The sequence below is a fragment of the Paenibacillus borealis genome (genome assembly GCF_000758665.1).
In the GTDB taxonomy this organism is placed as follows: domain Bacteria; phylum Bacillota; class Bacilli; order Paenibacillales; family Paenibacillaceae; genus Paenibacillus_AQ; species Paenibacillus_AQ borealis.
The window spans coordinates 7336929-7362663 of the sequence record NZ_CP009285.1; the positions used below are offsets into that span (position 1 = coordinate 7336929).

Annotated in this window: 24 protein-coding genes, 14 tRNA genes and 4 rRNA genes; 3 read left to right on the forward strand and 39 right to left on the reverse strand. The window is 50.7% G+C overall.

Features of this window, described 5'->3' with window-relative positions; translation table 11 throughout:
• Positions 1-3: 3 nt before the first annotated feature.
• The 17 genes from PBOR_RS31030 to PBOR_RS31110 all read right to left on the reverse strand — a co-directional run bounded on the left by PBOR_RS31030 (position 4) and on the right by PBOR_RS31110 (position 13665).
• Positions 4-1869: a hypothetical protein gene (locus tag PBOR_RS31030; RefSeq protein WP_042217825.1), complete on the reverse strand. Its 1866-nt coding sequence runs from the start codon at positions 1867-1869 to the stop codon at positions 4-6.
• 11 nt (positions 1870-1880) lie between these two features.
• A complete protein-coding gene (locus PBOR_RS31035) occupies positions 1881-2492 on the reverse strand; it encodes a putative phage tail protein (protein WP_042217827.1) in 612 nt (203 codons plus the stop codon).
• Positions 2493-2494: 2 nt separating this feature from the next.
• Positions 2495-2830, reverse strand: a complete 336-nt coding sequence (locus tag PBOR_RS31040) for a hyaluronate lyase N-terminal domain-containing protein (RefSeq protein ID WP_081970300.1) — start codon at positions 2828-2830, stop codon at positions 2495-2497.
• 12 nt (positions 2831-2842) lie between these two features.
• Entirely contained in the window at positions 2843-3865 is a 1023-nt protein-coding gene (locus PBOR_RS31045; protein WP_042217828.1) for a DUF2793 domain-containing protein, read from the reverse strand.
• Between the two features lies 1 nt (position 3866).
• Complete coding sequence (locus PBOR_RS31050; protein ID WP_042217830.1) at positions 3867-4280, reverse strand: hypothetical protein; 414 nt, start codon at positions 4278-4280, stop codon at positions 3867-3869.
• Positions 4281-4282: 2 nt separating this feature from the next.
• Entirely contained in the window at positions 4283-5341 is a 1059-nt protein-coding gene (locus tag PBOR_RS31055; RefSeq protein ID WP_042217832.1) for a baseplate J/gp47 family protein, read from the reverse strand.
• The gene (locus tag PBOR_RS31060) at positions 5334-5762 is read right to left on the reverse strand and encodes a DUF2634 domain-containing protein (protein ID WP_042217833.1); all 429 of its coding nucleotides are present in this window, start codon (positions 5760-5762) and stop codon (positions 5334-5336) included. The genes PBOR_RS31055 and PBOR_RS31060 overlap by 8 nt, the downstream gene beginning before the upstream one ends.
• On the reverse strand, positions 5759-6052 hold the full coding sequence (locus tag PBOR_RS31065; RefSeq protein WP_042217834.1) for a DUF2577 domain-containing protein: 294 nt from the start codon (positions 6050-6052) through the stop codon (positions 5759-5761). Before PBOR_RS31065 ends, PBOR_RS31060 begins: the two co-directional genes overlap by 4 nt.
• Positions 6053-6058: 6 nt before the next feature.
• Positions 6059-7021: an XkdQ/YqbQ family protein gene (locus PBOR_RS31070; RefSeq protein ID WP_042217837.1), complete on the reverse strand. Its 963-nt coding sequence runs from the start codon at positions 7019-7021 to the stop codon at positions 6059-6061.
• 12 nt (positions 7022-7033) lie between these two features.
• A complete protein-coding gene (locus PBOR_RS31075; protein WP_042217839.1) occupies positions 7034-7780 on the reverse strand; it encodes a LysM peptidoglycan-binding domain-containing protein in 747 nt (248 codons plus the stop codon).
• Position 7781: 1 nt separating this feature from the next.
• Positions 7782-9614: a phage tail tape measure protein gene (locus PBOR_RS31080; RefSeq protein ID WP_042217841.1), complete on the reverse strand. Its 1833-nt coding sequence runs from the start codon at positions 9612-9614 to the stop codon at positions 7782-7784.
• A 192-nt stretch (positions 9615-9806) separates the two neighbouring features.
• Positions 9807-10229, reverse strand: coding sequence for a phage tail assembly chaperone (locus PBOR_RS31085; RefSeq protein WP_042217843.1), 423 nt, complete (start codon positions 10227-10229; stop codon positions 9807-9809).
• 107 nt (positions 10230-10336) lie between these two features.
• Positions 10337-10807 (reverse strand): phage tail tube protein, encoded by a 471-nt coding sequence (locus tag PBOR_RS31090; protein ID WP_039294168.1) that lies wholly within the window; start codon positions 10805-10807, stop codon positions 10337-10339.
• 1 nt (position 10808) lies between these two features.
• On the reverse strand, positions 10809-12131 hold the full coding sequence (locus tag PBOR_RS31095) for a phage tail sheath family protein (RefSeq protein WP_042217845.1): 1323 nt from the start codon (positions 12129-12131) through the stop codon (positions 10809-10811).
• Positions 12131-12337 (reverse strand): hypothetical protein, encoded by a 207-nt coding sequence (locus PBOR_RS31100; RefSeq protein ID WP_052429717.1) that lies wholly within the window; start codon positions 12335-12337, stop codon positions 12131-12133. The genes PBOR_RS31095 and PBOR_RS31100 overlap by 1 nt, the downstream gene beginning before the upstream one ends.
• A complete protein-coding gene (locus PBOR_RS31105; RefSeq protein WP_042217846.1) occupies positions 12334-12756 on the reverse strand; it encodes a phage tail terminator family protein in 423 nt (140 codons plus the stop codon). The genes PBOR_RS31100 and PBOR_RS31105 overlap by 4 nt, the downstream gene beginning before the upstream one ends.
• A 426-nt stretch (positions 12757-13182) precedes the next feature.
• Positions 13183-13665, reverse strand: a complete 483-nt coding sequence (locus PBOR_RS31110) for an ArpU family phage packaging/lysis transcriptional regulator (protein WP_042220124.1) — start codon at positions 13663-13665, stop codon at positions 13183-13185.
• Positions 13666-13953: 288 nt separating this feature from the next.
• Here PBOR_RS31110 and PBOR_RS31115 point away from each other — a divergent pair, with 288 nt between their 5' ends.
• Positions 13954-14400 (forward strand): helix-turn-helix domain-containing protein, encoded by a 447-nt coding sequence (locus PBOR_RS31115; protein WP_425415509.1) that lies wholly within the window; start codon positions 13954-13956, stop codon positions 14398-14400.
• Positions 14401-14442: 42 nt separating this feature from the next.
• Positions 14443-14856 (forward strand): ImmA/IrrE family metallo-endopeptidase, encoded by a 414-nt coding sequence (locus PBOR_RS31120; RefSeq protein ID WP_042220125.1) that lies wholly within the window; start codon positions 14443-14445, stop codon positions 14854-14856.
• A gap of 79 nt (positions 14857-14935) precedes the next feature.
• On the opposite strand, the gene PBOR_RS31125 is transcribed toward PBOR_RS31120, so the two are convergent.
• The 20 genes from PBOR_RS31125 to PBOR_RS31220 form a co-directional block, all read right to left on the reverse strand.
• A tRNA-Pro gene (locus PBOR_RS31125) sits at positions 14936-15009 on the reverse strand.
• An 18-nt stretch (positions 15010-15027) separates the two neighbouring features.
• Positions 15028-15101, reverse strand: a tRNA-Gly gene (locus PBOR_RS31130).
• Between the two features lie 12 nt (positions 15102-15113).
• A tRNA-Pro gene (locus tag PBOR_RS31135) sits at positions 15114-15187 on the reverse strand.
• A gap of 200 nt (positions 15188-15387) precedes the next feature.
• Positions 15388-15464: transfer RNA gene (locus PBOR_RS31140), tRNA-Arg, on the reverse strand.
• An 8-nt stretch (positions 15465-15472) separates the two neighbouring features.
• Positions 15473-15547 (reverse strand) — tRNA-Gly (locus PBOR_RS31145).
• Between the two features lie 7 nt (positions 15548-15554).
• Positions 15555-15638 (reverse strand) — tRNA-Leu (locus tag PBOR_RS31150).
• 16 nt (positions 15639-15654) lie between these two features.
• Positions 15655-15727 (reverse strand) — tRNA-Lys (locus PBOR_RS31155).
• 5 nt (positions 15728-15732) lie between these two features.
• Positions 15733-15806, reverse strand: a tRNA-Gln gene (locus PBOR_RS31160).
• A 53-nt stretch (positions 15807-15859) separates the two neighbouring features.
• Positions 15860-15935 (reverse strand) — tRNA-Val (locus tag PBOR_RS31165).
• A gap of 32 nt (positions 15936-15967) precedes the next feature.
• Positions 15968-16042 (reverse strand) — tRNA-Glu (locus tag PBOR_RS31170).
• Positions 16043-16054: 12 nt separating this feature from the next.
• Positions 16055-16130 (reverse strand) — tRNA-Thr (locus PBOR_RS31175).
• Position 16131: 1 nt separating this feature from the next.
• Positions 16132-16207, reverse strand: a tRNA-Asn gene (locus tag PBOR_RS31180).
• 9 nt (positions 16208-16216) lie between these two features.
• Positions 16217-16333 (reverse strand): 5S ribosomal RNA (rrf, locus tag PBOR_RS31185).
• Positions 16334-16468: 135 nt separating this feature from the next.
• A 23S ribosomal RNA gene (locus PBOR_RS31190) occupies positions 16469-19395 on the reverse strand.
• A gap of 239 nt (positions 19396-19634) precedes the next feature.
• Positions 19635-19710, reverse strand: a tRNA-Ala gene (locus PBOR_RS31195).
• 32 nt (positions 19711-19742) lie between these two features.
• Positions 19743-19819, reverse strand: a tRNA-Ile gene (locus PBOR_RS31200).
• Positions 19820-19863: 44 nt separating this feature from the next.
• Positions 19864-19980, reverse strand: a 5S ribosomal RNA gene (gene rrf, locus PBOR_RS31205).
• Positions 19981-20105: 125 nt separating this feature from the next.
• Positions 20106-21663 (reverse strand): 16S ribosomal RNA (locus PBOR_RS31210).
• The 16S, 23S and 5S rRNA genes sit together here with 14 tRNA genes alongside, the layout of an rRNA operon.
• A gap of 345 nt (positions 21664-22008) precedes the next feature.
• On the reverse strand, positions 22009-22239 hold the full coding sequence (locus PBOR_RS31215) for a hypothetical protein (RefSeq protein ID WP_025336637.1): 231 nt from the start codon (positions 22237-22239) through the stop codon (positions 22009-22011).
• A 242-nt stretch (positions 22240-22481) separates the two neighbouring features.
• A complete protein-coding gene (locus PBOR_RS31220; protein WP_042217851.1) occupies positions 22482-23093 on the reverse strand; it encodes a stage II sporulation protein M in 612 nt (203 codons plus the stop codon).
• A gap of 131 nt (positions 23094-23224) precedes the next feature.
• Here PBOR_RS31220 and pdaB point away from each other — a divergent pair, with 131 nt between their 5' ends.
• Positions 23225-24028, forward strand: a complete 804-nt coding sequence (gene pdaB, locus PBOR_RS31225) for a polysaccharide deacetylase family sporulation protein PdaB (RefSeq protein WP_042140121.1) — start codon at positions 23225-23227, stop codon at positions 24026-24028.
• 48 nt (positions 24029-24076) lie between these two features.
• On the opposite strand, the gene PBOR_RS31230 is transcribed toward pdaB, so the two are convergent.
• Positions 24077-24898, reverse strand: a complete 822-nt coding sequence (locus PBOR_RS31230) for a PPK2 family polyphosphate kinase (RefSeq protein WP_042217852.1) — start codon at positions 24896-24898, stop codon at positions 24077-24079.
• A 131-nt stretch (positions 24899-25029) separates the two neighbouring features.
• Positions 25030-25620 carry a KinB-signaling pathway activation protein gene (locus tag PBOR_RS31235; protein WP_042220127.1) on the reverse strand — a complete coding sequence of 197 codons (591 nt, stop codon included), beginning with the start codon at positions 25618-25620 and terminating at the stop codon, positions 25030-25032.
• Positions 25621-25735 lie beyond the last annotated feature (115 nt).

Sequence of the window (25735 nt, forward strand, 5' to 3'; positions counted from 1 at the left end):
TCCTTAATTAGAATAGGTGATGCTTCCGGACAAACTCATTGTTGGGCTGTAACTATACGCCCAATCCGCTCTGAAATATAGGTTCAAAGGGGCGTCAGTGTTAAAATTAGCGGGGAGGTTATAGGTTGAGGGCGCAGTGCTTATCATATTCCCGCCGTTATATGTTGACGCGCTCCATATCGTAAGCGTTCGTTTTGCAGCGTCATACATCATTCCAGTTGGGTAAAGATAAAGGTTTCCTCCCCGTTCCATGTTTATCCAACCAACTTCAGCACCCGTCCAACCATCCTGCACAAATAAGGAAAAGCGTCCATAGTCATAGTAAACTGTCGATGAACCAGACCAGGTAAACCGTTTCGTTCCCGCTGGCATCGAACATATCAAATAAGCACGGCCATCCCCCGCCACCCAGCCGGAACTAAAGCTGATATCAATACGGCCGGATAGCGCTGGAGCCACGGTTCCATATACACCGAAGATCTCAGCACCTTGTGCAATGTACCATGGCTGTAAATGTGCATTCACACTTTTAAGCTGATCAACGCTAACCTTGATCTCCCCGGCCCCGGCTCCACCTTTCCGGTATCCTTCTCGTGGGTATACAGCAAGCGCTCCGTCTCCCCACTTACCTACGGAAAGAGCTACGTCCGCGCCTGTGGAGATTACCGGCATAGATCCCTGCATACCTAGAATAGAAACATCGGATCTAACATAAGCAGGATTAAGCCCGGAATCTTCGACTGCCACTGAAGCAATACCAGCACCAAAACCACTGTTCGTTAGGTAACCACCGGTGGGGAAACCAACCGCCACGCGCCCTACTCGTTCATAATTAACTCTTGCTGCCACTTGGTCATTTGCTCTGTTCGGCATCATTCCTGCTGTACCCGCGATAGTTGTTCCAGTTAGTACAGATGCAGCTGGAACCGAAACACCGGCAACAGTAATCGCTGTATCATAAATTCCTGCAGGCTTCACAACAGCCGAAGCTCCCGGCGTCACTGTCCCTCCCGTTTGCACCGCCAGCGTACCGGTTACATCACCCGCATCCGTTGCCGCTGTTTTTCCCGCGCGAATATCCCCGGCCACTGCGTTACCGGAGCCACCCGCGCTATCTGCCAAAAAATCCGTTCCTACCTTGCGGAACATATAGGGTTTGCCTGCAAGCAGCTTCCCGGCGGCGTATGCGATACCTTTTTGATCTTTTAATGGAATAGCTCCAAGACCGTTCACATTGAGTGTCGCGCCTGCTGTATTCACTAGATTCGGCACAATTGTAATACCGAATCCTTCTGGCAAACTCGCTGGTGCAGGGGTCAAATTTACAGTATAAGCTGCACCAGTACCTGCCGTTACTGAATAAGCAGGCTGCCGCACATAGTCCACAGTAGGGGACTTCCCATTTAACTGCCCCTGAATCCCCGAGGTCACCCCATCCAAATACCCGAACTCCGCATTAGACACAATCCCCGTCCCGATCTTCGTAGCATCAATCGCTGCAGTTGCATTAACGTCCGCATTCACAATTACCCCTGGAGCAATCGCCGTTACGCCATCCCCCGTGCTGGTTACATCCCCGGTATGATTGGGATGCACATAATTATTCGCCCCGGCAGCCACGCCATCCAGCTTTGCCTTATCCGCTGCAGCCATCAGACCTGCTGCGGACGCTGTGGCGGCGGCGGTGGATGCCTTGGCATTCCAGCCGGTGCGTTCAGCAGCCGTGATATGCTTAACTGCATCTGCGGCATGATCCTGCACAGCCTTGACGGCTGTGTCCAGAATATCCATATTGCCGTTCAAATCGGTTATATCTACAATGTCTGTACCATCCGGCTTTTTCAGCCCCAAATTCCCCGTTGTTTTCATCGCTCACACTCCTATTCGTATACTCTTAATTCGTTCCAGGTTCTGGCATGCGCACTATTCCAGGTAAGCGTCTTAACAGAGTCCCACCAGGTGTAGCTGTACACGAAGCTATAATCCAGATGTGCCGGTTTAATCTCCTCCAAGATCTGGATTAGACCCGCCATATTGGCCGGAATACCCAGCGTGCCCACGAAACGCACCTCGAAGCTGTACGCTCCGGGCACCTCCACCACCTCAACATCCCCGCCGGAAAAAGCGGATGCCGTCCGCCGGATCATCTCCGGAGTGGTCGTTCCGCTTCCCCGCAGCTTGGCCTTGATCATCTCCCGGCGGGTAGCATAAGACTTGTCCGTATCCGAAGTCAGTGCCAGCATCCGCTCCCAGCGGGACAGACTCCAGGTTGCAGACTCCAGAGTCTTCTGCGCATCGCTGTCAGCCATCGCATAGGCAAGCTCACCGCACTGCGCACCGGCACTCGCCTGCAGCTGCTCCATCTCAGGCACGCCCTGGTAATACTCCGGCAGGTACTTCATCAGATCCGGGACAATAACCTCCGGCCCCTCCCCCGTCACACCATCTGTTGAATATTCCAGAAGGCCATATATACTGTCTCCATAGGCCACGGCTACACCCCCTTAAGCTGATTCCAGGTTAGCGGACCTTTGGGCATATACTCATGCGTGTGCGCCGCCGGCGGGAATACGGATGGCTTGCCGTCCACACCGGACCAAGGCACACTATCCGCAGCCTGCGCGTAATCGACCTTACCGTTGTTATTGGTATCATAGATGCTCTTCAGCATGTCGCCGGTGCTTTGGGCGGCAACCAGCAGCAAATTGCTGCTGCCATTCCCAATGTAGAGCTTGCCTGTATCGGTGCAGTAGCCCAATTCGCCTGCGGCAAGCGTACCCAGTGCACTTTCCAGGCCGCGGCGGATTTGAATCAATGTCTTCAGTGCCATGGTCACCGCCCCCTAGAATGTTCCGCCATCTATACTGCCCACCGTCAGCCGGTTGCCGTTGCCCGCATCATACACAATACTGCTGCCATCCACATTGGCCGCAACCCCTGCCGCATCTACAGTAATGCCTTTGCCGGCGGTTACGGCAATCGCATCTGCACTTACCGTAATGCCGTTGCCTGCTCCGACATTCAGCGTTACCGCATCGGCCTGTCCGCCGCCGGTGAGCCCGTTACCCGCTGTAATGGTCTGCAGTGCTCCACCCGTCCGCACCCAGGCGGTCCCGTTCCAGCTGTATATTTTCTGTTCATCATCCACATATGCCGTCCAGCCAACAACCGGAACATAATACACCCAGACAGCAGACTGGTACTCGGCAACCTGATTGGTTTTCCCTGCCCATACACCCGTAGCTCCGGCCGGGATGATGTACCTTTCACCTTCAACCGGGCTGGCCGGCGGAGCGGTCAGATTCTGATCCTTGACCGAGGCCTGAGGCTCGATATTATGCTTGGCCAGCTCAATCTCATTTTTGATTTTTTGCGCAGACCACAGATCCGTAATTGCCGTCCCCGTATCATTGATCAACCGGTGCTTAGTGGCATCGTCGATATGGGTTTTGATCTCTGCTGCGGTCTTCGTATTGGTGCCGTCCGACACCTTATTGGGATGCCCCGCCGTGATATCCGCCTTGAGCACTTTGGCATAGGTAGTGCCATCTGCGATATCATCCACGGTTCCGGTCAGATCTGTTAATTTCTGCGCATTCACCCGGCGCCAGGCCGCCCCGTCATCGAAGTACAAATAACCGCTGTTACTTCCGCTGCTCACATAATACAGCCGGCCCACAGACGCTGCCGCAGGACGGGAAGCTTCCGGACCGGACAACGCCCGCCCGACCATGGAATTGGAGGTACCGTCTCCGATGTAAATCTCCTTCGTGTCTGTACAAAAGCCCATTTCACCGGCCTTCAGCGTCCCGTAAGTGGACAGCTCCGCCCGCGTACCGCGTTTCACCTGAATTGTTTGTGCCATTTTACACCTCTCTTTTGAAAGATCCGCCGTCAATCAGCCCGGCTTTTTTGTAACGTTCAAGCTCGCTTTGTGTAGCGGTCAGCCCCGACTGCAGCTGATTCACATCATCCGCTTCTACCGTATCTCCCGGCGTTTCGTAGGTCACGTACACTTCGGGCACATCGGCATAGATCTTAATCATCCGCCGCCAAGGCGCCTCATCAGGAAAAGACACTGAGTAATTCCGCACCTCAGTCCCGCTATAGCGTGAACCTGTATAGACGGATAGGGTCTGATTATTAATGTTATCGTGGGCAAGAAGCCCGCTGTACACACCGCCTGCAAGAAGAAGCTTCTCCTCGACGACATAGCTGCTGCCGTTTGCTTTTTTGTTCAGCCTATCCTGAAAGACGTCAATCTGCTCCGGATATCCCATCGCTACACCTCCAGTACGACACTGCCGAATAGCGGCACTTCAGTTTCGGTTAGAGTCACATTTCCCGTCCCGCCGTTCAGCTTGAGTCCGCTATAATCCACAACGCCGTCGGTATCCAGCAGCAGCGATCCAACTACAGATTGACTGATATAGGTGGCGGCAAAAGCTTTCTCTTTGCGGTATTTCTCCAGAATCGCTGTAAAAGCATTAATAACCGGCTGCAGCGCATAACCCGCTGCCAGTGTAACCTTGGCTGTGACGTTAATGGTTTTGCCTGTGGCGGATTCTACCGTCACTACGGCTCCGACCGGAGCTTGTCCTTCGCCAAGACCCGGAGCAGGATCGATATACTGCTGCACTTGAGAGACCAGAAGCGCGGAAGCAGGCTTGTGCTCCGCGTTCACAATGACCACTTTTACCGTCTTCGGCCCGGCCCACAGCGGAAAAACCCGCGCTCCCCCTACGCCCTGGATGTCCTGTGCCCATTCCATATAATGATATTTATTGCCGCTCGTCGAAGGCCGTCTAGCCGAATCGAAGTACCGCTGGCGCAGCGCTCCATCTGACTCCGCATCCGTACCGGGAACGAGCAGTGCCGTAATCTCCCCCCGGGCCAGCCCCGGGATATAATCGATGGGCAGCAGCGTACCCGAGTACTGATTTCCCTCTGAGCCGGCGGTCTCACTTTCGAGACGATACATTCCGGGTGACAGCTTCTCCGCTGCGCTATAGTGGAGCAAGCCCAGGGAAAACCGGCTGCCAAGAGGAATATCCAGCAGTTCCCCTCCGCTGGTATAGAACTTGCCGCTCAGCTGCGCTTTCCCTGCGGGATGGCGGGTAATCCCCGTCCAGGCAATGCTGCGTTCCAGATACTCACCACCCGCTGTATCGGGGAAATACAGATTATTGCTGACCTCAAGCTCAATATACATCTGGGCCATTTCGGCCGCCGCCGGAGCGAGCGCATCATAAATAATGCTTCCCTCGCGCTTATCCATCCCTTCCGGAACCCGGTCCAGCATACGTTCAAGCAGGGCCTCATAGGTCTGATCTTCATACACCGGCAATCTCCTCCTTTCTCAGTTCAAAATTGCCGTAATACGTGACAGCTGTGCAGCTGAAGCTCACCGTATCACCATTAAAAAGAATATCCACATCCTCAAGCTGCTGAATCCGCTCATCCTGGAGCAGCGCCTCACTTACAATTCTGCGCAGCTCCGGCCGGGCCAGCAGCCTGTCCTGTCCCAGTACGAGACTCCATTCCGTTCCGTAGTTTGGACTATAGATCAAATGCTCGAAGCGGGCAGTCTGCAGCACTTTGACCGCTGCCTGTTTCACTGCCTCGAGCCCATCAATACGTCCGGCTATCCGCTTATGCTCAAAGTCCATCCGGTACGTTAAGCTGGGGCTGGTACCCGAAGCTGCTGTACTCCCTTCAAGAGCTGCCGTAACCGGACCCGATCTGCCAATTGCCGGGATCATAGGTCCACCAGCCGATCCAGGACAATGTAGCTCTGTCCGCCCTGCATACGCACGAGCAGCACGCGGTCTCCCGCTGCCAAGCCCCGGCGGAGCAAGATCTCTCTGCCCTCAAACAATGTCCTGCTCTCCATCATGGACTCTGGAACAACCAGCGCCGGTCCGGTCAGAATAAACCGCTGCTCTACCTGGATCTGCAACGGCTGTGCCCCGACTACCGTTCCATAAGAAAAAGCCACCGGATTCGTATTCGATACGGCTCCGAGGCTTGCTTGTTTAATAATATCAAGCATGTTTGTCTACACCACCTTAATGTCTAGGGACATCGTATGCTCCCCTCCTGAAATCTTATGGCTGCATTGGTCCACCAGAAACAGCTGGGTCTCAAACTCATCAAGTAAGACATAGATGAAATTCCCGGCCCGGACCCGCATATCACCAATCGCCTGTACAGAGAGACTAAGCTTCTCGCGGTTATGCAGCTTCAGCAGATTGCCTGCCTTCTCCTGGATTTGCGCAGCATTCGCCTTGTCGTCCGCCTTCTGGTACAGATGAAGAATTCCCCAGCGTTCCACATTTTCCTTATCCGTTGCCGGGAAAAACTCACGTTTGCCGGTTTCCTCATTGTCTTGATAGAGCAGGATCGTATTGTACGTATCATCGTCAATGCTTCTTTTAAGCGAATAATCATACAGATAATGACCGGCACCAAGGATCACATTCAGCAGCATTGCCTGAGGCGCACGCAGGGTCAGCTTTCCGAAATCATCATAAAAAGCCATCAGCTGGCCCATATACTGCAGTTCGCTGCCGACTGCGCCCATAATAATATCGAGCAATTTTTTATTGTCCTCGATCAGGGAGGGGATCGTATACTTCGCCGGGTCCAGCACTCCGAGCCGAAGGCCATAGTCTGCGGCGACTTTGCGGATCAGTTCACTTGCAGTAATATTCTGCAGCACATAGCTGCCGTTGCCCAGCAGATAACGGATCTGGTCATAAGCCGTCAGCTTAATTTCCTGATTCGCTCCCGTATCGATGCTGAAGACGAATCCGTAGAACACATCAATCCCGTCTTTCCTGAACTGCACAATATCCCCGTTACTGATGCCGAACTTCGCATGCTGATAAATCCCGCTGTCCGCCAGCGTAAGCTCGAGTGTGGCAGGCTTTCCGGTACGTGTGGTTTTCCATGAGATATCAGTGGCAATCCCGGAAACATCCCAGATCGTGCCTTCTTTATTGATTACTATTAATTCCATCGCCATGGCCTCCTACGACAGCTTAATCACTCTGCCGGGTTTGAGCTTCTTCAGTTCACTGTCCGGGATACTGTTAAGCTTTTGCAGAGTTTTGCTTTTGCTGCCGTCACCCAGGTGCTTTTGAGCAATGGACCAGAGGGTATCCCCGGCTTTGATGGTATAAGTGGAGGGGGCTGTCTTCTCGCTTGCCCGCTTCTGCTGCGTCTTCACTTCACCCTTGCTGTCGACCTTCATGGCTAAGGCCTGATAGAACACATATTTTTTCAAGCCGATCGTATACTCGATATCTCCGGAAGAGCCCGCACTAAGCTTCCATGAGAAGCTTTCAATACTAACAGCCATATTGATGCCAATGTCCCCGGTAAAAGTCTGCTGCGCCTGCGTACTTGCCTGCTTCAGCCAGTCCGGAGTCTGCGTGTCCTGTACGTTCACTGCCTTCAGCCCTGAGAAAACAAACCGGACCGGCCGGCGGCTCAGCATCCATTTGCGGATCAGCTCCACATATTCATAAGGCTTCAGCAGCTTGCCGGCATTCTCGCCGGAATACACCACGAACGGATAATACTGTGCCGGAAAAATACTCTCAATGGTGATCTCCGTCAGCTTCGGATAAGCAATAGCATTGATCTCGCCAAAATCAACGACCGTATAGCTCTTGCTGTCACCGTTCTCTTTGATCTCAAGGGTCTCAGGGTTAACCGGAAGCCGGATCACCTCTTCATAGTTGTTGAAGCTAAGATAGAACCCATACTCTTCCACGTTACGTATACACCCCCTGGGCCGTAGAGACAAATTCCTCTTTCAGCTTTTGCCCGATCTTTGTAATGATGGAGTCAATATCGCCGGAGTTATTAATATTACCGGTTGTTACCTGCACAGTTGGCGTCAGCTCGACAAAATTCTGTATCGACTGAATCTCCGCTAGCTCCCGCAGCATATCCAGATCATCGCTGGAGATATCCACCTTTTCATTAATGGAACCTACTTCGCCCACTTTGTTGACGCTGTTGATGTTCGCTGCAGCGGCTTGAGCAGGATTCTGGGATTTATCATCTTTTGGCTTGACCCGATCCAGCTTGGTATTGAATTTTGCGGGGAGAGCTGATGCCTTGTCCCCATACTCCTTTACTGTTTTGGCGGTATCCACAAATTCTTTCTTTTTGGTATTGTACACATCCTTAGTTGATGTAGGCTCTACCAGGGTACCTTGAGCATTCTTAACCATATCACTGAAGACATGCGGATTCTCTGCTTCAAGAAAGTTGGGTTTGAAATCGGCCAGAAATTCAAAACCGGGAAATTTGCTTAACCACCCTGCCATAACTTGAATTCCCTTAAGTACAAAATTGATGCCTTCTGCTATAGCCTTTACGAACCCGCCTGCAAAGCTTTCAACACCTAACGCCATTTGGTAAATGAAGCCCAGGAAGTTCGTGGCCAGGTCATAAAATAGCTTTTGCACAGCATATGTCGGATCAATGAACAAGTTACGGAAGAAGTCTGCAAATGAAACGAAGTTATTATACAGACCGATAACAAAATTTTCTATCGTTGCCCGTAGCCAGCCAAAAGCTCCCCCGATAAAAGCCACTACCTCGTTTACGGACACACCTGCTTGTTGAAGAATGTAGATAAGCAGCGCTACAGCCGCAACAATTAAAAGGATCGGCCACATGCCTACAAGCCACGCGGCAGCAAGATTATATAACTGCACAATCATTGCAGCTATGAAGACAATGGCAATGGCCGCAAGTATCGGCCCTACAACATCCCAGTTCTCCTGGAACGCTGTAAACATATACAAGATGCCATTTACAACTTCTCCAATCACAGTAGCTATTACCAAGAATGCATTCGCGATCAGATTTAGTGCAGTAGACATTCCTTCAGATTGAAATGCATTATTCAAGGTATCCAGAATCGGACGCAACGCAACGATGGCTTTTTGACCCATCATTTCAACTGCGCTATCCATGTTGCCCTGCAGCTTGTTCCATTTCCCCTTATCTTCTTCCGTTGCGTTCGCAGCTATCGCTTTCGTACCCAGTGACTTAACCTTATCGAACACACCGCCAAGGTCCAGTGAACCCAAGGAATCCTTCGTCTTGGAGAGGAATCCCGGCTCTGCTGCTTTCCGCGCCTTTTCTGCTGCTTTTTGTTCCTTTTCTGCTGCAGCTTCTTTCTTCTTGTTCTGCATATATCCTATGGCTTTTTCCCCAACGTAAGTGATTAGTTCGAATCCGCCTACGTCCAGTGCCTTCATTATTTTTTGGACCTCACCCATAAATCCGCTCTTGGCATTCCGGACATCGTTATTATCCGGATCGTCATCGTTAGAACTGCCCGCGGAGCGTTGGGATCTGGAAGAGTCCCCTTCATCCGCCAGCCGTCTGGCTGCTTCCTGAGACTGCATGAACCCTTCCATAAAAGACTTATTTTTCTCCTCGTATATCCGCTCCAGTATCTGCTGCAGATCACCCAGCGAGTGGCTGGCCCGGTTAAAATTCTGGTTCAGCCGGTCCCACTGTGAATTCACATTTTGCCAGACGGTTAATGCTGTTACGGGAACCAATGCTGTACTCGTAATTTCCATTCATTCACCCCCTTCATCTCTTCTTCCCCTTGCTCCGGGCACGCTCCCGCTTCTCCTTGTCCACGCGCACAGCAATCATGGCATAGATCGCCGCACGTTCGCGGACGGAGAGCTTCATCAGCTCATGCGGCAGAATGTGCAGCTCGTGGAGGGCGTAGTAGGCCAGATTGGCCTCACCATCACCCTCGTTGATTAGTTTTTTACGTCATCTACCAGCTCGTTCATATCTGTGGCGAAGCCGTTAAGTGCCTGTACCCGCTCACCAAGCGCCGCAAATTCACCGGGCAGCAGCATTTTGCGCAGCAGTGATTCGGCCCCCATCACCCCATAAGAACGCTGCAGCTCGGTGTTCTTAAGATCCGGATGCACTACGCTAGCCGTCATCAGCTTCGCCATATACTCATTGGGATCAATCTCTGTAGAGTAGGTACCGTTCTTTCCTTTGACCTTGCGGGTAGCAGCTTTGCGGCATTCCTGGTTCTCATCCTCATTCATGCTGCGCAGCTTCCACACGGCAGCTTTACCTTCCTTATCCTTGAAACGAAGCGAGACCACAAACTCCTCTGTTGTATCGCATGCCGCATTTTGTGCAAAAAACAAACTTAATTCACTCATGTTGTTCCTCCCGGATTCTTATTTGTATTGACAAAAGAAGAGACCCGCCGCCATATAATACGCCCGGGTCTTTCCAGCTCTTGTCTATGGATATGCCTGCTTAATCTTTATTGGCCGGAATTTGCCGGGGCACTGAAGGGCTGTACCAATTCCACATCCTCAAATGTAAAGCTGACCTCTTCCTCTAGCGCATCCGACTCCGTATCCAGCGAGGCCATAATGACACTGTCCAGATTGACATCCTTCAGCATAATGCGCTGCGCGCCAACTGTAGAAGACGGGTCTTCATTCGTAACAATAATACTGAAATACTGGTCAATCCCTGTCTTCATATATTCCAGCATCATCTGACGGAAACGGCTCGTCATGTAGAAAATCGTCATCGTACCGCTGCCTGACCATCCGGTTGCCTTATGCTGCACCCCGCGGCGACCAAGCGTTTTCACTTCCGCCTTCTGCTTCTCCACCGTGGCTTCCAGCGTTTTTACATAGAACATTTCTTCCGTCTGTCCGTTAATTGTGGCATAGGCCCGGCCCTCCTGGCCGGATAGCGTATCGCTGGCTTTCAAGAATGTCATCTTAAACCACCTTCACTTTCATATATACTTTTTCTACGGAATCCACCGGCTTCACAGCCACATCCAGCACAACACTGTCACTGTCCGCTCCGGGGGTAACTACAATATCGCTCTGTGCGTTGAAGTTCTCAATTGCCCCTAGGTTCTGCAGATCATTCATATAGGTAACGCACTGCGACCAGAACAGCGCACGCCCGTCTTCATTATTTGGCAATTTGCCAATGAAGTAATTCTCAAAAATACGCTTCAAATCCCCGGCGATTCCATCCAGCACGCGCAGCACACGGTTTTTGGAGAATGCCTTACCCTTATCTGGTGAAAATGAAGTAAAGGTGTTGATATCCTGCTCTACCACAGCACGGCCGCCATTATACGTAAAGAGCAGTTCACCGTCTGTAAGCGCGGCTACGGTCTCGGAATGGCTGAAGCGCACATCCGCATCAACAGCGTCATCGTAGGCCTGATAAGTCAGGGATTCGTTCACTGCAGCGGCGGCAGTAGCACCGGCTACCCAAGTCACGGCATGCGCTTTATCCACCACAGTCCCGTCACTCAGCACCACACCGTTTGCCACGCTGATAATGCCCTCATGATCAGCTGTAGCATAATCGGACAATACCGCCTGCACCTTCTTGCCTTCCGTATTGCGCAGACGCTTCACATAAGCACTATATAGTGCCTTGAGCGTGTTATCCTCGGATACCAGACCCACAGTCTGGAAGTCCTGAACCTCCAGCGCCGACAGGAAGTCGCTGTGTTCCGTATTGGTTACCGTACCATTCGCACCGCTTACAAGCGGCATCCCAGCCGTTACCGTCAGCGCACCAGGTCCATTCGGTTTAAATTCTACATAGTCGTTTGCAGCCAGTCCGGCAGCCGTGGCTACTGTCTGCTTGTCCACCTCTGTATTCTCAAGCAAAGTCCGCACATCGAACTGAGCGTTGTCGTCGATATTTTTTTCGATAACAATCTTGAGTGCATTACCGCGTTCTCCGCCATACAGCGCCGTAGCCTGCACCCCGTTATTAGTGACAGCAGCCTTAACTCCCTGATTCAAGCGGTAGAGCAGCAGCGTACCTGCCCGTTTCAGCACCTCTCTTACCGGCAGCAGCTGCGCATCCGTCAGATCAAACCCTAGCTTCTGCTTGAAATCTTCCTGGGCAGTAAGCTTAAGAATGACTCCAGCTTGTCCCCAAGGCAGCGTAAGCGCCAAGGCCGCCGTACCGCGTTCCCCCATTTTACCTGCGACGCTTCCGTTTGAAGCCACATTTACGTATACTCCCGGACGCACCTTGTTTTGTGTTGTCCATGTTCCTCCAGCCATTAGATAACCTCCTTAGTTAGATAAAGCTCGATTAATTGCTTAGCCTCTTCCAGGGTGTAGCTCCCGCTCTCTTGCAGAACTACTTCCAGTACATCTTTTTCCTTCGGCGTGAATACGACAGAACCCATAATCTGCTTTTTACCAAAAGCATTCCGGCCTTCTCCGCTCCGCTTCAGCTCGCTTGCCTTCATTTCATTTGAACTCATTTCAGCCATGCTCCTTCTGTGAAGTGACCCATCAGTTCTGCCTCATCCTGCGGTTGTTTCTGCTTCTGGAGATAGAGCATATAGTCCACTGTGAACAGCGGCCCATGTCCCTCTGTTCCTGCCTCCCACGACTGGCGAATCACCCGAAAAGAAGAATTCCCGCTTTCCCTGACCGCCAACGCTTCACACAAACCGTCCGCCATACTCTCTGCTTCCAGCAGGCTTCCCTGCTCATAGCGGATACCGAAACGGTACACCGCCATATATCGGCCTTCCCGCTGCCGGTCGTACGTTGCCGAGATTAGCCCCGGTTTGAAGTAGGCTGACTGCGGCTTGTCCCCTTCCACATAGACAGGAATATCCGGATAAAACTGTGCCAGCGCATCTGTGATGTTCTCCCGCAATTGTTGTACAGCCATAATTTCATTCCTCTCAAGATTAGTTGTGATAATCCCTCCCCCCTTCTGGAAATCACAAACGGATAGAATCCTGACAAGAATAATATCCGCCTTGTATTAGGCAACTGCTGAAGGAACTTTCACCACGCTTGTGCCTAGCCCTCCAAGGGGCTGTATCTTGTAGAGCATTCATGCTCCTGCGGTGTCCTTCTGCTCCATTTGCCATGTTATAAATATAGACCCTTTGAATCCTTGCGCAGACGCTATTACAGAGGAGAAAGGACTAACTTCCGGAGACCCTTGGGATGACAAAAGGATGTACCTGCGATCCCGCAAAAAAGCCGCATCACCCATTGGGCAACACGGCTTGCTGTATTTCTTATTATCTAAAATAACCGAATCTCCAGGCTATTACTGTGGAACGGTTAAGCTACAGAAGGCTGTCTGCTATTTCTCCCTGCTGGCCCCTGTTGTTTTCTCTAGCGTAGCTAATGATAACAGCTGCAGATCTGCGAGCGCGAGCGCCATCTTATAGAACGCCTTCGACCTTATTTTCACATAAGTGTCCTTACTCACCGGGGGATCGAACACATGATTATAGATCGTGTAGTCATAGCTCTCCTCTCTGCGCATATAGCGCTCCCGTACAAGCTGCTGTTCTCTAAGTGTAAGCCTCTCTACTACGGAATCTATCATTGCACAATATGCTCTTCTTGCAGCAGGCACATCCACGTTATGAGTTGCTATGGCCGCCGTCTGATCCGTAACCGAATTTGTCGCGCCATGGAATCTCTCCATATAAGAGTACGTAATCCCGGCCTCTTTAGCCTCGAAAGTTACAGTCTTAAAAATACGGTATTTCTCCAGCATATTCTCTATAGTGACCTGAGTAAGACGGCGGTCAAGCTCGGGCAGCGAAGCTAGAATCATCATGTGAACCACTCCTTTGATGTTGAACAGATTTGAGAACTTTATTGCGGACCTTTGCAGCGAAATGTGGTAGAATTTTACTTGTTCGTATATTGTTCGCCTTTTTCAATAATATACCACTTATCTGCCAATTCCGTAAAATCCCATTTAAGCCCGTTTTAGTGCATAAACAAGCTATATTCATCACTTCTCTTACCTTTTGGCAACAATGGCTGCTTTATTGTTTACCTATTGGCAAAAATAGCTTATATTAATAGCAACAGCTTATTAGGTGATAAGGAGTGGTTAATGATGGCAGAGGAATTTGGGAACTATCTGAAACAGCTTCGGGAAGACAAGGGGCTGACAATCAATCAGTTGGCATCCCTTGCCGGAATCAGCGGAGCACAAATTTCGCGGATAGAGAATGGATTACGGGGTGTCCCTAAGCCGGCCACATTGCGTAAGATTGCTGATGCGACCGATGTCTCTTATGAGGAGCTTATGGGCCATGCCGGTCATTTAACGGAATCTGAGAGCAGTACAGAAGGTGCAGTGCCCGCATGGGCTACGAGTAAGGATAAACGGGATTTCCGCCAAATGCTCGAGGATGACGGTGAGCTGATGTTTGACGGAATCCCTCTGAACAAGGAAGATAAGCAGCGGATCAAGGATGTATTAACAGGTCTATTCTGGGAGGCCAAGCAGATGAACAAAAGAACCAAGCCCAAGCACGATTCAGGTACGAAGGAATAGCCAGGCAATCATACAACTATTAACATGCTGCGGGTGAAGAATATGGATGAGCTAATTAAGCGTCTGGTCAAAAAATATAAAACCAACAGCCCCTTCGAGCTGGCTGGGGCCCTCGGCATTCACATCAGGTTCATGAATCTGGGCGAAGGCACCAAGGGCTTGTATTACCGTAAGCTAAAAAGAAGGTTTATTGTCATTCATAATGAGCTGCCTCTGGAGTGGCAGCGGTTTGTATGTGCGCATGAATTGGCTCATGACCGTCTGCATAAAGGGGTCAACCGGTTTTTTCTGGAGGAAAATTCTTATTTCTCTTCGGGGAAGCTGGAGCGTCAGGCAAACTTATTCGCAGTGAAGCTGCTATCCGCCGGCACTTCTATCGAGCAGGAGGAATCTTTACAGAGCTATTATGCAAGGATTGGCATCCCGGCAGAGGTTGTCTTTTTTTTAGATGATTAAAGGAACATACGTTCCTTTAATAACGCAACAAAAAACTCTTACCGAAGTAAGAGTTCATTGCCAGCTATAAGCTGAATTATCGGGATGACACGATTTGAACATGCGACCCCCTGGTCCCAAACCAGGTGCTCTACCAAGCTGAGCTACATCCCGAAACTATGAAATTTAATATGGAGCGGGTGATGGGAATCGAACCCACGCTATCAGCTTGGAAGGCTGAAGTTCTACCATTGAACTACACCCGCAAAGGTGAAATATCGGGATGACACGATTTGAACATGCGACCCCCTGGTCCCAAACCAGGTGCTCTACCAAGCTGAGCTACATCCCGTTAATATTAGGGCTATAATACAAAATAATAATGGCGCATCCTGAGAGGACACTTTGATGATTCAATGAAGTTATAAATGGCGCGCCCTGAGAGATACGGATGCTGCGCATCCGATTGCGAAGAAGATGCTATCGAAGCTTATGCTCCAACGAACTCGTTCGAATCTTGAGGACACTTTGATAATTCAATGAAGTTATAAATGGCGCGCCCTGAGAGATTCGAACTCCCGACCTTTTGATTCGTAGTCAAACGCTCTATCCAGCTGAGCTAAGGGCGCAAAAATTATGGAGCGGACGACGGGAATCGAACCCGCGACCCTCGCCTTGGCAAGGCGATGCTCTACCGCTGAGCCACGTCCGCAAATAAGTGGTGCGCGTGAAGGGACTTGAACCCCCACGTCTTACGACGCCAGATCCTAAGTCTGGTGCGTCTGCCATTCCGCCACACGCGCATAAAACTGATAAAAGTGAGCCATGAAGGACTCGAACCTTCGACACCCTGATTAAAAGTCAGGTGCTCTACCAACTGAGCTAATGGCTCGCAATTGGCAGGGGATATAGGATTCGAACCTATGATGACGGAGTCAGAGTCCGTTGCCTTACCGCTTGGCGAATCCCCTACAATAGATACCTATATAATGCCCACAATCTCCCACAAATATCAAGAAAATTATGGTGGAGGCTGAGGGGTTCGAACCCCCGACCCTCTGCTTGTAAGGCAGATGCTCTCCCAGCTGAGCTAAGCCTCCATATGTATGGCGCTCCAAAGGGGCATAAAAATTGGTGACCCGTATGGGATTCGAACCCATGTTACCTCCGTGAAAGGGAGGTGTCTTAACCCCTTGACCAACGGGCCTTAGTAAATCTGTGGAGCTCTCAACCGGATTCGAACCGGTGACCTCTTCCTTACCATGGAAGCACTCTACCTGCTGAGCTATGAGAGCATGGCTCCCCGAACAGGACTCGAACCTGTGACAACTCGATTAACAGTCGAGTGCTCTACCAACTGAGCTATCAGGGAATATTATCCGCTTGGCGGCGTCCTACTCTCCCAGGACCCTTCGGTCCAAGTACCATCGGCGCTGGAGGGCTTAACGGTCGTGTTCGGGATGGGTACGCGTGGAACCCCTCCGCTATCGCCACCAAACATGATTTTTCGAAGCTTCCGCTTCTCGAAATCGCTGCAAGAAAAGATCAGTCCCCAGAAAGGACATGCAGCTTAAGGTGTACCAGGCTTGATCGCCTGAAAACTGAATCCGAAACGAATCTGCGTTGTAGATTTTTGGATAAGCCCTCGACCGATTAGTATTGGTCAGCTCCATGCATTGCTGCACTTCCACCTCCAACCTATCTACCTCGTCGTCTTCAAGGGGTCTTACTAATTGGGAAATCTCATCTTGAGGGGGGCTTCACGCTTAGATGCTTTCAGCGCTTATCCCGTCCGTACGTAGCTACTCAGCCATGCTCCTGGCGGAACAACTGATGCACCAGCGGTACGTCCATCCCGGTCCTCTCGTACTAAGGACAGCTCCTCTCAAATTTCCTGCGCCCACGACAGATAGGGACCGAACTGTCTCACGACGTTCTGAACCCAGCTCGCGTACCGCTTTAATGGGCGAACAGCCCAACCCTTGGGACCTACTTCAGCCCCAGGATGCGATGAGCCGACATCGAGGTGCCAAACCTCCCCGTCGATGTGGACTCTTGGGGGAGATAAGCCTGTTATCCCCAGGGTAGCTTTTATCCGTTGAGCGATGGCCCTTCCATGCGGTACCACCGGATCACTAAGTCCGACTTTCGTCCCTGCTCGACTTGTAGGTCTCGCAGTCAAGCTCCCTTATGCCTTTGCACTCTGCGAATGATTTCCAACCATTCTGAGGGAACCTTTGAACGCCTCCGTTACTCTTTAGGAGGCGACCGCCCCAGTCAAACTGCCCGCCTGACACGGTCCCCGTACCCGATTAGGGCACTAGGTTAGAACCTAGATACGATCAGGGTGGTATCCCAACGGCGCCTCCAGCGAAGCTTGCGCTCCGCTCTCACCGGCTCCCACCTATCCTGTACAGATCGTACCCAAATTCAATATCAAGCTGCAGTAAAGCTCCATGGGGTCTTTCCGTCTTGTCGCGGGTAACCTGCATCTTCACAGGTATTAAAATTTCACCGGATCTCTCGTTGAGACAGCGCCCAAGTCGTTACGCCATTCGTGCGGGTCAGAATTTACCTGACAAGGAATTTCGCTACCTTAGGACCGTTATAGTTACGGCCGCCGTTTACTGGGGCTTCGGTTCACAGCTTCGGATTGCTCCTAACCACTCCCCTTAACCTTCCAGCACCGGGCAGGCGTCAGCCCGTATACTTCGCCTTGCGGCTTCGCACAGACCTGTGTTTTTGCTAAACAGTCGCTTGGGCCTTTTCACTGCGGCCCCCTCGGGCTATTCACCCTACCGAGGCACCTCTTCTCCCGAAGTTACGAGGTCATTTTGCCGAGTTCCTTAACGAGAGTTCTTCCGCGCGCCTTAGAATTCTCTTCTCGCCTACCTGTGTCGGTTTGCGGTACGGGCACCTTCTCCTGGCTAGAGGCTTTTCTTGGCAGTGTGAGATCATGACCTTCGCTACTACAATTTTCGCTCCCCATCACAGCCCAGCCTTAACGGTGTGCGGATTTGCCTACACACCAGCCTCACTGCTTAGACGGACATCCATCAGTCCGCGTCACTACCCTCCTGCGTCACCCCATCGCTCATAGCGGATTACGGTGGTACAGTAATTTCAAACTGTTGTCCTTCGACTACGCCTTTCGGCCTCGCCTTAGGTCCCGACTTACCCTGAGCGGACGAGCCTTCCTCAGGAAACCTTGGGCTTTCGGCGGATCAGATTCTCACTGATCTTTTCGTTACTCATACCGGCATTCTCACTTGTATGCTGTCCAGCGCTCCTTACGGTACACCTTCAACCCACATACAACGCTCCCCTACCCCAGATGCAAAGCATCTAGCCATAGCTTCGGTGGTGTGTTTAGCCCCGTTACATTTTCGGCGCAGAGTCACTCGACCAGTGAGCTATTACGCACTCTTTCAATGGTGGCTGCTTCTAAGCCAACATCCTGGTTGTCTGTGCAACTCCACATCCTTTCCCACTTAACACACACTTGGGGACCTTAGCTGATGGTCTGGGCTGTTTCCCTTTTGACAATGGATCTTAGCACTCACTGTCTGACTCCCGGCAAGAAGTTAATGGCATTCGGAGTTTGACTGAGCTTGGTAACCCTTGCGGGCCCCGCACCCAATCAGTGCTCTACCTCCACCACTCCATTCACCGAGGCTAGCCCTAAAGCTATTTCGGGGAGAACCAGCTATCTCCGAGTTCGATTGGAATTTCTCCGCTACCCCCACCTCATCCCCGCATTTTTCAACATGCGTGGGTTCGGGCCTCCAGTGCGTGTTACCGCACCTTCACCCTGGACAGGGGTAGATCACACGGTTTCGGGTCTACGTCCACATACTCAGTCGCCCTATTCAGACTCGCTTTCGCTGCGGCTCCGGCTTCTCACCTTAACCTTGCATGTTAAACGTAACTCGCCGGTTCATTCTACAAAAGGCACGCCATCACCCATAAAGAGGGCTCTGACTTTTTGTAAGCACACGGTTTCAGGTTCTATTTCACTCCCCTTCCGGGGTGCTTTTCACCTTTCCCTCACGGTACTGTTTCACTATCGGTCGCCAGGTAGTATTTAGCCTTAGCAGATGGTCCTGCTGGATTCATACGGGGTTTCACGTGCCCCGCACTACTCGGGATCCGTCTCGGAGAGAACACAGTTTAGGCTACAGGGCTTTTACCTCTATCGCGGGCCTTTCCAGACCTCTTCGCCTACCATATTCCTTTGTAACTCCATGTGAGACGTCCCACAACCCCAAGGGGCAAGCCCCTTGGTTTAGGCTGTTCCGCGTTCGCTCGCCGCTACTGACGGAATCACTATTGTTTTCTCTTCCTCAGGGTACTTAGATGTTTCAGTTCCCCTGGTCTGCCTCTGCGTATCCTATGTATTCAGATACGAGTAACTGCGAATTACCACAGCTGGGTTTCCCCATTCGGACACCCCCGGATCAAAGCTTGCTTACAGCTCCCCGAGGCAGTTTCGTTGTTCGCCACGTCCTTCGTCGGCTCCTGGCGCCTAGGCATCCTCCGTGTGCTCTTATTAGCTTAACCGTCACTCCGGTGTTTCGCTTGTTTGCTCATCTTGTTTTGAATGCTGCTCATGGATTGCTCCATTCACCAACACATTCAAAGCCAAAGGTCGCTGCACAATCGAAAACCTTCGTTCTGCACTAATAACTATTCCAACTTGCTTTCACAAGTTTCAGCTAAAAGATGTTCTAAAACGCAAATTCGTTTCGGTATCCAGTTTTCAAGGATCAAGTTCTTGCATATACTCTTGTAAAGATAATTGGTGGAGCCAAGCGGGATCGAACCGCTGACCTCCTGCTTGCAAGGCAGGCGCTCTCCCAGCTGAGCTATGGCCCCATAAAGGTGTTATTCAAATCTAAAATGTTATATGGTGGGCCTTGGTGGACTCGAACCACCGACCTCACCCTTATCAGAGGTGCGCTCTAACCAACTGAGCTAAAAGCCCATATAACAAATAACATGTTGAAGCAACCAATAAATTGATTGTTCGCTTGGCGGCGTCCTACTCTCCCAGGACCCTTCGGTCCAAGTACCATCGGCGCTGGAGGGCTTAACGGTCGTGTTCGGGATGGGTACGTGTGGAACCCCTCCGCTATCGCCACCAAACGCATACGAAAGAGACTTGCTCTTTCAAAACTGAACACGAGTGAGTGTCCGAACCCGAAGGTTCTATTGTGGAAGCTTTAGCTTCCGATTTGAATGTCACCGTTGCAGGTGACGATTCTCCATAGAAAGGAGGTGATCCAGCCGCACCTTCCGATACGGCTACCTTGTTACGACTTCACCCCAATCATCTACCCCACCTTCGGCGGCTGGCTCCCTTGCGGGTTACCCCACCGACTTCGGGTGTTGTAAACTCTCGTGGTGTGACGGGCGGTGTGTACAAGACCCGGGAACGTATTCACCGCGGCATGCTGATCCGCGATTACTAGCAATTCCGACTTCATGCAGGCGAGTTGCAGCCTGCAATCCGAACTGAGACCGGCTTTGCTGGGATTGGCTCCGCCTCGCGGCTTCGCTTCCCGTTGTACCGGCCATTGTAGTACGTGTGTAGCCCAGGTCATAAGGGGCATGATGATTTGACGTCATCCCCACCTTCCTCCGGTTTGTCACCGGCAGTCACTCTAGAGTGCCCAGCCTTACCTGCTGGCAACTAAAGTCAAGGGTTGCGCTCGTTGCGGGACTTAACCCAACATCTCACGACACGAGCTGACGACAACCATGCACCACCTGTCTCCTCTGTCCCGAAGGCCGCCGCTATCTCTAGCGGATTCAGAGGGATGTCAAGACCTGGTAAGGTTCTTCGCGTTGCTTCGAATTAAACCACATACTCCACTGCTTGTGCGGGTCCCCGTCAATTCCTTTGAGTTTCAGTCTTGCGACCGTACTCCCCAGGCGGAGTGCTTACTGTGTTAACTTCGGCACCAAGGGTATCGAAACCCCTAACACCTAGCACTCATCGTTTACGGCGTGGACTACCAGGGTATCTAATCCTGTTTGCTCCCCACGCTTTCGCGCCTCAGCGTCAGTTACAGCCCAGAAAGTCGCCTTCGCCACTGGTGTTCCTCCACATATCTACGCATTTCACCGCTACACGTGGAATTCCACTTTCCTCTTCTGTACTCAAGTCACCCAGTTTCCAGTGCGACCTCAGGTTGAGCCCAAGGTTTAAACACCAGACTTAAATGACCGCCTGCGCGCGCTTTACGCCCAATAATTCCGGACAACGCTTGCCCCCTACGTATTACCGCGGCTGCTGGCACGTAGTTAGCCGGGGCTTTCTTCTCAGGTACCGTCACTCCGGTAGCAGTTACTCTACCGGACGTTCTTCCCTGGCAACAGAGCTTTACGATCCGAAAACCTTCATCACTCACGCGGCGTTGCTCCGTCAGGCTTTCGCCCATTGCGGAAGATTCCCTACTGCTGCCTCCCGTAGGAGTCTGGGCCGTGTCTCAGTCCCAGTGTGGCCGTTCACCCTCTCAGGTCGGCTACGCATCGTCGCCTTGGTGAGCCGTTACCCCACCAACTAGCTAATGCGCCGCAGGCCCATCCCCAAGTGGCAGATTGCTCCGCCTTTCATTCTCTCTTCAGGAGAGGAAAGAAATTATCCGGTATTAGCTACCGTTTCCGGTAGTTATCCCAGTCTTGAGGGCAGGTTGCCTACGTGTTACTCACCCGTCCGCCGCTAAGCAAGAATGGAAGCAAGCTTCCATTCAAACTCCGCTCGACTTGCATGTATTAGGCACGCCGCCAGCGTTCGTCCTGAGCCAGGATCAAACTCTCCAAATTGTATTTAGAAAGAGCGATTGCTCATTTTGAAACATCTGACGAGAACTTACATTCTCTATTTTGGATCTCGCCGAAGCGATTTCCCACTCACTCGTTGTTCAGTTTTCAAAGATCAATGTCTCATTTTAGCTCTTCACCGCATCTCAGCGGCGACCTTTATAATATATCATAGTGTTTCGTTGTTTGGCAAGCTTTTTTTGAAAAAGTTATTTTTCATTATTCCCTGCCTGCAGCATCCCTTTAAACATTCAAAAGGAGCGCGAGATATAATGTATCATGCCGGCTCCCTTTTAGTCAAGCTATTAGGTTAATTTTATTTACTCTGATCTTATACCACTTTAGAATTCAATGTTTGAATTGAGAAGAACGTCCTCCCCATGCGTACTTTGACAACTCCTTCTGTGGTGCAAAACGTGCATACATACGGAATACGGTTTTATATCGATTGGCAATAGCGTGTCTGATATTCTGATCTAAACGCTGATCGCTCAAATCCAGAAGCATTTCATCCAGCTCTTTGCGCAAAACATAGTCCAGCTCTTTGCATTCCTTCTCATTGAACAACATCCCGAGCATATGCTTGGCCTCCTTCATGAAATTCATAGCTATCAACAACCATCAAATGCCATGTCCTCTACTGTAGAAAATAGACCATTCGATGTGGGAAGCTCCTATTGTACTGCTTACACTAGATTAACCGGAGCATAGGATCTATAACCATAATTATATAAAATTCCATTATGGTTTCGTTATATCCAAATTCCGACTATGGGGCCAATCTATTTGGCTTTTAATGTTATGCTCAATTCCCATAAATTTTATGATAAAAGTGAAAATGTAATTGTACTCTCAATGATTGCCGCGATGAACAGCAGAATAACAATCCATACCGAAGCGGTAAAAGTCTGCCGCATGAACGCCTGCCAATGGTCTGCTTCCCTCTCATTCCTCTTTCCCGCCCGAAGCAGGGCAGATAACGCTTTGCCTCCGAATCTCAGACCAAAGGCACAGGCAATAATGATTGCCGGAATCTCGATAATCCCGTGCGGCAGCAATCCTTTTACAATCAGGGTGAACAGGTCCTGTCCCTGTATTGCGGACAAATGAATCAGATAACCAATGACCGCACCATTAATCAGCAGGAAGAGCACCGGCAATATTCCAAACAGCGCCCCAAGAAATATAATGACCACGCTTTTGATGCTATTGTTCAAGAATATGAATACAAAAAAGCTCCACTGCGGATTGGAGGACTCTCTAAGGTCCCCGCTGATTTCGCTGATTCCTTTCAATTGCTCGTTCAGCAGCTGCTGCAGACTTCCTGTACCGATCCAGCCTATTACACCGCCGGCTATGAATAACAGGGCTGCGGTCAGCAATGCTTTGCGGATCGTCCCCAAGTCTCTGATAAAAGTATTAAAGGATAACATGTGTACCTCCTGAAATGATATCGCGCTTCAAAAGCATTTACTGCGGTTTCATATCTGCGGTCATAAGCGCCCTGTACGAGCATACATTTAGAACAAACAAGCATTTCGCATGGGAGAGGAGCGCTGACATTATGAATTCTTTTTATGTATTCAGCGGCAAAAAGATAAAACGGTTCATTTACATCTTTGCTGCTGCGCTTCTTACCGCCGGCGTCGTCTATGTCGAGAGGGGTAATATTACTGTTTTCTCGGAAGCAGCCCCTTCCGCCATTTACAGTGTGCCGACGGAAAAGAAGCTGATCGCCTTAACCTTTGATATTAGCTGGGGGGAAAAGAGACCCGAACCAATTCTGAAGGTGCTGGAAGATAAAAAGGTGGATAAGGCTACCTTCTTCCTGTCCTCCCCTTGGAGCAAGACCCATCCTGAGATCGTCACCAGCATCAAAGACGCCGGATATGAGATTGGCAGCCACGGCCACAAGCATGTGAACTACAGCACGCTGAGCAATGAAGAAATCCGTACGCAAATTACTACTGCCCATACGGTATTGACCGAACTGACGGGAACACAGCCTAATCTGATTAGAATGCCCAATGGCGATTTTGACAAAAGAGTGCTTCAGGTTGCCTCTGATCTTGGTTATAAGGTCATTCAATGGGATACGGATTCGCTGGACTGGAAGAACATCGGTGTGGATAATATCGTGAACCGTGTGACGAGCAAGGCCCATCCCGGAGATATCGTTCTGCTGCATGCCAGCGACTCCTGTAAGCAGACTCATGAGGCATTGCCGCAAATCATTGATAAGCTGCGCAGCCAGGGATATGAATTCGTTACTGTCTCTGAACTAATCAGCCAAAGCAGCGCCGACGGCAAGGAAGTCCGCGACTCCGCTTGGCTGGATAATGGGTTAGAAGACGCTGCCGGGATGTAAGCTTAGGCCAGTTCTATATCGCGCCGTTATAGTGTATGATGCAATGAATTAGTGGCGCGGAGAAATAAGCTCGGAAATATCCGGAGTAGGTGTATTTAGTTTCGGGTAACTCAGGTCAAGCCCCTCCAGCGTCTTCACCACAATGGCCAGCGCCAGATAATTGCGGTACCATCGGTGATTCGCGGGAATCCAGTACCAAGGGGCTTTCTCTATGCTGCTTTGCTCAAAAACATCTTCATAGGCCTTTTGATAATCGTCCCAGTATTCGCGCTCCTGCAGATCACTGGCATCGAACTTCCAATGCTTCGCCGGATCATGAAGCCGCTCCTGAATCTTCTCCAGCTGTTTCTCCTTGGAGATATGCAGAAAGAGCTTGATGACCGTTGTCCCCTCTTCCGCCAGCATTTCCTCAAACTGGCGGATGTAGCGGAAACGCCGCTTGGCATCCTCTTTCTTCAGACTGCCATGCACACGCGGTACCAGTACATCTTCATAATGCGAACGGTTGAATGCAGCGATATAGCCTTTGGGTGGTGTCTTCATATGGACTCTCCACAGGAAATCGTGAGCCTCCTCCTCAAGAGAGGGCTTCTTGAAGCTGGTGACGATGAACCCCTGCGGATTAATGCCGGAGAAAATATGCTTAACGGTTCCATCCTTCCCGCTCGAATCCATTCCTTGAAGAATAACCAGCAGGGAATGCTTCTTCTGTGCAAAAAGGATATCCTGAAGCTCAGCCAGCCGTTTCTTCAGCTTCTCCATTTTGGCTTCCGCTTCTTCCTTGGATTTGAATTCACCGCGTTCATTTGGATCGAGGTCCTTCAGGCGTGTTTCACTTGTGTCTTTTATCATATAACGCTTGATGTTCATATATTCCCTCCTCCACTCTGTTCTTTAAGATTAACCTCTTGAAGTTGATTTTAACCGTTCCGCTCAAGCAATGCCAAAACCCCGCCTCTCTGATTGTATTCAGAGGGACGGGGTTTTGGTTTATGGATATTTTAAATTGAGGCCGGTTTCAAAACACGGTGCAGCATCAAAATTTGGAACGCATTGCAAGCGACCAGCGGAACAAGAATAAAAATGGTGGCGCTGTCTACACCGATCCGGAGGACGCCGATAATTTCCACAATGGTGATGGCGGTCATAAAGAAAAAAGTTGGAATCCAGGCCGAAGCGTTAGTCCCCCGCATTTTGAACCCGGAAACAACAATTGCTGTAAGCAGAATTCCCACTCCCAGAATCAAATCAGATGCAACACTGCGGTCTCCGCTTACAAAGGTACGCAAGAAAACCAGTTCAAGCAGCGCGAGCACGGCCAGCACCAGTTGTATGTACCGCCAGGCCTTGCGCGGGAATACGCCAATGCCCATGTAGTTAAGAATCAGATAAGCGAAGAACCCAAGCTGGGCATATACACTGACGAGCACTCCATAGCCAAAAAGGATCAGGGCGTAAAGTAAAAGGTCGGCGGTGCTCTTGAAATCGATTCCGCCATTCACTGTCTGCAGGGCAAGACCGGCAATTACAGCCCCTCCTGCTCCGATCAAAAGCGTGGTCCAGAATAAATAAAACCATTTTCTTAAGTTCAGCGCTTTCACCTCCCCGTGTCAGATTTATTTTACCAAGGTTACCGTCAAAAAACCATTACACTCCAACATAAATGTGTGTCCCCGCGGCATACTACAGTCAGTAACTCTATAAAGG

What these genes read in the sequence shown, in the direction of transcription:
- PBOR_RS31030 (WP_042217825.1), bottom strand. Translation starts at nt 1,869, where the DNA reads ATGAAAACAACGGGGAATTTGGGGCTGAAAAAGCCGGATGGTACAGAC.
- PBOR_RS31040 (WP_081970300.1), bottom strand. Translation starts at nt 2,830, where the DNA reads ATGGCACTGAAGACATTGATTCAAATCCGCCGCGGCCTGGAAAGTGCA.
- PBOR_RS31045 (WP_042217828.1), bottom strand. Translation starts at nt 3,865, where the DNA reads ATGGCACAAACAATTCAGGTGAAACGCGGTACGCGGGCGGAGCTGTCC.
- PBOR_RS31050 (WP_042217830.1), bottom strand. Translation starts at nt 4,280, where the DNA reads ATGGGATATCCGGAGCAGATTGACGTCTTTCAGGATAGGCTGAACAAA.
- PBOR_RS31060 (WP_042217833.1), bottom strand. Translation starts at nt 5,762, where the DNA reads ATGATCCCGGCAATTGGCAGATCGGGTCCGGTTACGGCAGCTCTTGAA.
- PBOR_RS31065 (WP_042217834.1), bottom strand. Translation starts at nt 6,052, where the DNA reads ATGCTTGATATTATTAAACAAGCAAGCCTCGGAGCCGTATCGAATACG.
- PBOR_RS31070 (WP_042217837.1), bottom strand. Translation starts at nt 7,021, where the DNA reads ATGGAATTAATAGTAATCAATAAAGAAGGCACGATCTGGGATGTTTCC.
- PBOR_RS31080 (WP_042217841.1), bottom strand. Translation starts at nt 9,614, where the DNA reads ATGGAAATTACGAGTACAGCATTGGTTCCCGTAACAGCATTAACCGTC.
- PBOR_RS31085 (WP_042217843.1), bottom strand. Translation starts at nt 10,229, where the DNA reads ATGAGTGAATTAAGTTTGTTTTTTGCACAAAATGCGGCATGCGATACA.
- PBOR_RS31090 (WP_039294168.1), bottom strand. Translation starts at nt 10,807, where the DNA reads ATGACATTCTTGAAAGCCAGCGATACGCTATCCGGCCAGGAGGGCCGG.
- PBOR_RS31095 (WP_042217845.1), bottom strand. Translation starts at nt 12,131, where the DNA reads ATGGCTGGAGGAACATGGACAACACAAAACAAGGTGCGTCCGGGAGTA.
- PBOR_RS31100 (WP_052429717.1), bottom strand. Translation starts at nt 12,337, where the DNA reads ATGAGTTCAAATGAAATGAAGGCAAGCGAGCTGAAGCGGAGCGGAGAA.
- PBOR_RS31105 (WP_042217846.1), bottom strand. Translation starts at nt 12,756, where the DNA reads ATGGCTGTACAACAATTGCGGGAGAACATCACAGATGCGCTGGCACAG.
- PBOR_RS31110 (WP_042220124.1), bottom strand. Translation starts at nt 13,665, where the DNA reads ATGATTCTAGCTTCGCTGCCCGAGCTTGACCGCCGTCTTACTCAGGTC.
- PBOR_RS31115 (WP_425415509.1), top strand. Translation starts at nt 13,954, where the DNA reads ATGATGGCAGAGGAATTTGGGAACTATCTGAAACAGCTTCGGGAAGAC.
- PBOR_RS31120 (WP_042220125.1), top strand. Translation starts at nt 14,443, where the DNA reads ATGGATGAGCTAATTAAGCGTCTGGTCAAAAAATATAAAACCAACAGC.
- PBOR_RS31215 (WP_025336637.1), bottom strand. Translation starts at nt 22,239, where the DNA reads ATGCTCGGGATGTTGTTCAATGAGAAGGAATGCAAAGAGCTGGACTAT.
- PBOR_RS31220 (WP_042217851.1), bottom strand. Translation starts at nt 23,093, where the DNA reads ATGTTATCCTTTAATACTTTTATCAGAGACTTGGGGACGATCCGCAAA.
- pdaB (WP_042140121.1), top strand. Translation starts at nt 23,225, where the DNA reads ATGAATTCTTTTTATGTATTCAGCGGCAAAAAGATAAAACGGTTCATT.
- PBOR_RS31230 (WP_042217852.1), bottom strand. Translation starts at nt 24,898, where the DNA reads ATGAACATCAAGCGTTATATGATAAAAGACACAAGTGAAACACGCCTG.